Genomic DNA, 3,617 nt, shown 5'->3' with positions numbered 1-3,617 from the left:
TTAATCCAGCGCTATAACTCTGCTACTGCTTTTTTTTCCTTGCGACTTTATCAATCAGCTTACTGTTTTTATTATTTTTTATTATAGTGACTTCTAGCTCATTTATTACAGTTTGCAGCTGTAGATTAATTTTTTGGATAAAGTCTTTTTGATTTAGCTCTGGGGAAGTAACTAGAGTGGCTGCTGTCTTTTTAGAATTTACTTTTTTAGATAAAGATGGCTCTAAGGAAGGGGCTGGAGTTTCTGTATTTTTAGATGATTCAACCTCTTTTATATGGATTGCTTCATTATCGATCATGATCACTTGGTCTTGTTTCGTATTTTTAAAAAAATAAATAGTGGGTGTGATCTTATGTTTCAAACATAACTTTTCTAAATCATCTCGATAATGTTCTGGCTGATTCTGGTGAGGATCGATGAGATGAAACGTGATTTCATCGCCTAGAACTTCTTTTAACTGTTCAAGCCAGTTATTCAGATCTTCACTGTTGTTTGTCAGATCTTTACTGCTGTTTTTCAGGCCTTCACTGTTATTTGTTAGGTCTTCAGTATTGTTTGTTGGGTCATCACTGCTCTTGGCCTTGACCTTGACCTGAATCTTGAGGTTTGTGGTATGAAGGAGACCATAGTCTCCTTGTTTTGATTGTGCGGTAATAATAGTAGAGTTCTTGAAAATGATGCCACAATTAGTCTCTGTGCTAAGCATATCACCTTGATATTTTTTAGAAATTTCTCCGTGATTTATTTTGACGAATTTAATCGTAGGCATAACTTTCTCCTTGGTATAATCTAAAATATTTTAAGTTCAGGCCTGAAGCCCAGCTCAGCTTTAGTGCAAAAGTTATGGTTAATCTAGGTGGGTAATAAAACTAGAAGAATCCACAGTTTGTATTAAACAAACATTTGACGTGTATCGCTTAACTCTTTGATGGATATACTTTCTATCTATTTCTCATAACTTAAATTATTTATTATTGATGTATATATATTTTATTTAAAATAATCAATCTAATTTTTTGATCATAACTTATTATTGCTGATCATTTTAGTGATTTCATGGTAGGTTACCGATATGTTATTAAAGGTTGTTTGTGCTCAAAGACTAAGCTGCTGGTATTTGATAATTTGTTTAGATTAGTTTATTAATTTTATAGTAGAGAATAAATTAAGTTAGCTAGCCTCAGGGATTTAATGATTATTGAGTTAGTTTTTTTAACATTTTTATACCTAGCAACATCAAATAAATGTGATATTATTTGATTTTTTATAATTTATAAAATTATCTATAAGGATAAAATAGTTGTGAGTAAATATATTAAAAGCACACTAGCTGTTAGTATGATGATGGCTTTTTATGGCGTTTCCAGTGCAAGTGGTTCTATTTGCGTTGGTTATGGACCACAAACCCCTAGGGATATTGATAATGACAATGGTAAGAATAAGCAAATTTATTCGATTGCACCAAAATATGAGAATATGAACCTGTGTAATATCCATTTTCATAAAAATGCTGAACATAAGGCGAAAGATTTTTCGATTTATGCAGGCTCTGGTAAACATGGTGTTGGTGGTGGTTATAAATGTGCGATCAGTGAGAAGTTAACCAATAAGGAATTAATCCCGTTCAAAGGCAATGTGTGTAATGGCATCAAGCCAGGAGATACCATCGAGGTGCATTGGGTGTTTACTTCATGTGCTACTCAGCCTGGGAAAGGGCTCGGCTCTTGCCTTTCTAAAAGTTGTGCAAACCCTAATTTGCGTGTTGAGTCTCAAGTTTTTACTGTGGTCAATGATGCTCAAGCAATTGATTTTAATAAATTTAATTATGCTGGGAATAAAGTCGCGGGCTATTATCAGCCAAAGGCTTTGCCTACTGATACTGGAACACCTGTTACCTTTATTGGTTCGACAACTGGACCGAGTTATAACGCGAAAAAATGCTCATCGGTTCAGGCGACGTGGAGTGTTAGGCCACAATGCGCTAAGGTCGACATTAACAGCTTAGCTAAGTGGTGTGAAGCGAATCCATTCAAGGAGCACAGTGCGCATGGCGTACGTAAACTTGTTGTTGATGAGCGTTTATTAGCTGAGATTAAAGATTAATCAATCGCAAGATTAAGTAAATTCTTATTCTGATAAATGAGTGAGCAGAGCCTATCTGCTCCTAAGTTTATTATTCATGGTTTTAACTGCCTTTACTAAACTTATACTTCATCTAAATAAATCATCTCTCTCTTTAATCAACGGCATATTCGGCGATAAAATTATATTATTAAGTTGTACATAGTTAAATAATTAATATGAAAGGGTGCATAAAGAATGATCAATAGGCTTGTCAATCATATTGGCTTTGATAGTTTTATTTTAATGATCATCTTGATTAATAGTGCTTCGCTTGCTTTGGAGACTTTAGTTAATTTATCTGCAAGCACGCAGCAGTTATTAATTTATATTGATGTCATGTGTTTGATTATATTTGTTATTGAGGCTGTATTAAAGTTGTCTGTTTATCGATCAAGCTATTTTAAATCAGGCTGGAATTTATTTGATTTTATTATTGTTGTCATCTCATTACTACCTGTTAGTCACTTTATCAGTGTGCTTAGGTCATTACGCATACTTCGAGCATTTCGACTGATTGCGCATGTCCCTGCATTAAAGCGGGTGGTCAGTGCATTAGCAATTTCTATTCCGGGTTTGGTGTCTACTGCTTGTTTATTGTTACTCGTTTTTTTTGTCTTTGGCGTTATGGGAGTCAAATTATTTGGAGGTCATTTTCCTGAGTGGTTTGGTCATTTAGGACGAGCGATGTTTAGCTTATTTCAAATTATGACATTAGAAAGTTGGTCAATGGGGATTGCTCGTCCTATAATGGCTATCTACCCATATGCATGGTTGTATTTTATTCCATTTATTTTAATTTCAGCATTCACACTATTAAATTTTTTAATTGGTATCGTTGTTGATGCATTAGCCTATTTAAAAAGTAGTGAGGAGCGTGAGGCTGAGCAAATACGTACAGATGAGTTATTACGGCGTTTGGATAGGATTGAAAAGCTTTTAGAGAATAAAAAATAAAGCTTGAACTCTGCTTTTTTGATAGTATATCAAAATAACTAATAGGAAAATTGATGATATCAGGATAGTCAAAGTAATGGTTGATCCAATAGAGAAGTTTAATCTTTGGTGGAATATTTCAAAATCAGAGTCTCCATTAAAATTAAAGAATGCAATATGTTTATCAACGATAGATAGATTAGGTCGACCCAGTGCTAGATTTGTTGACTTAAAAAAAGCTGATCATAATGGATTTGTATTTTGCTCTTACCTTACTTCAAATAAAGGGCATGAAATAAGTAACAATCCAAATGTAGCACTTACGGCTTGGTGGGAGCATTGTGGCTTGCAAATTAGGATTACTGGCATCGCAAATTTACTATAGCACTCAACGAATAGTTTCTGACATTGACTTCATTACTTGACTAAGCGCTGTCTCTAAATTTATTTCATCTTGATCAAGCTTCATGCGAACCCTATTTTTAAGCGGTGACCATACATGCTCTATCGGGTTTAAATCAGGAGAATAAGGGGGTAAAAATAATAAGTGACAACCCGCA

5 protein-coding genes are annotated in these 3,617 nt (G+C 34.2%); 3 read left to right on the top strand and 2 right to left on the bottom strand.

What is annotated here, in order from left to right; translation table 11 throughout:
* Positions 1-22: 22 nt before the first annotated feature.
* A complete protein-coding gene (locus C200_RS13840; RefSeq protein ID WP_032126847.1) occupies positions 23-769 on the bottom strand; it encodes a hypothetical protein in 747 nt (248 codons plus the stop codon).
* Positions 770-1,302: 533 nt separating this feature from the next.
* Here C200_RS13840 and C200_RS13835 point away from each other — a divergent pair.
* The 3 genes from C200_RS13835 (at position 1,303) to C200_RS13825 (ending at position 3,442) form a co-directional block, all read left to right on the top strand.
* Positions 1,303-2,103: a delta-class carbonic anhydrase gene (locus C200_RS13835; RefSeq protein WP_032126848.1), complete on the top strand. Its 801-nt coding sequence runs from the start codon at positions 1,303-1,305 to the stop codon at positions 2,101-2,103.
* Between the two features lie 216 nt (positions 2,104-2,319).
* On the top strand, positions 2,320-3,078 hold the full coding sequence (locus tag C200_RS13830) for an ion transporter (RefSeq protein ID WP_016211858.1): 759 nt from the start codon (positions 2,320-2,322) through the stop codon (positions 3,076-3,078).
* Positions 3,079-3,154: 76 nt separating this feature from the next.
* Complete coding sequence (locus C200_RS13825; protein WP_016211859.1) at positions 3,155-3,442, top strand: pyridoxamine 5'-phosphate oxidase family protein; 288 nt, start codon at positions 3,155-3,157, stop codon at positions 3,440-3,442.
* 3 nt (positions 3,443-3,445) lie between these two features.
* Here C200_RS13825 and C200_RS13820 read toward each other — a convergent pair.
* The coding region (locus tag C200_RS13820) for a transposase (RefSeq protein ID WP_033923692.1) at positions 3,446-3,617 on the bottom strand (172 nt) is incomplete at its 5' end.

This window comes from Piscirickettsia salmonis LF-89 = ATCC VR-1361 (assembly GCF_000297215.2).
Taxonomy (GTDB): Bacteria; Pseudomonadota; Gammaproteobacteria; order Piscirickettsiales; family Piscirickettsiaceae; genus Piscirickettsia; species Piscirickettsia salmonis.
Note: the sequence above shows the minus strand (reverse complement) of the source record. Positions and strands in the feature narration are given on the sequence as shown.

Bases quoted from the DNA above. Each gene is read 5' to 3' on its own strand.
- C200_RS13825 (WP_016211859.1), top strand. From the start codon at position 3,155: ATGGTTGATCCAATAGAGAAGTTTAATCTTTGGTGGAATATTTCAAAA.
- C200_RS13840 (WP_032126847.1), bottom strand. From the start codon at position 769: ATGCCTACGATTAAATTCGTCAAAATAAATCACGGAGAAATTTCTAAA.
- C200_RS13830 (WP_016211858.1), top strand. From the start codon at position 2,320: ATGATCAATAGGCTTGTCAATCATATTGGCTTTGATAGTTTTATTTTA.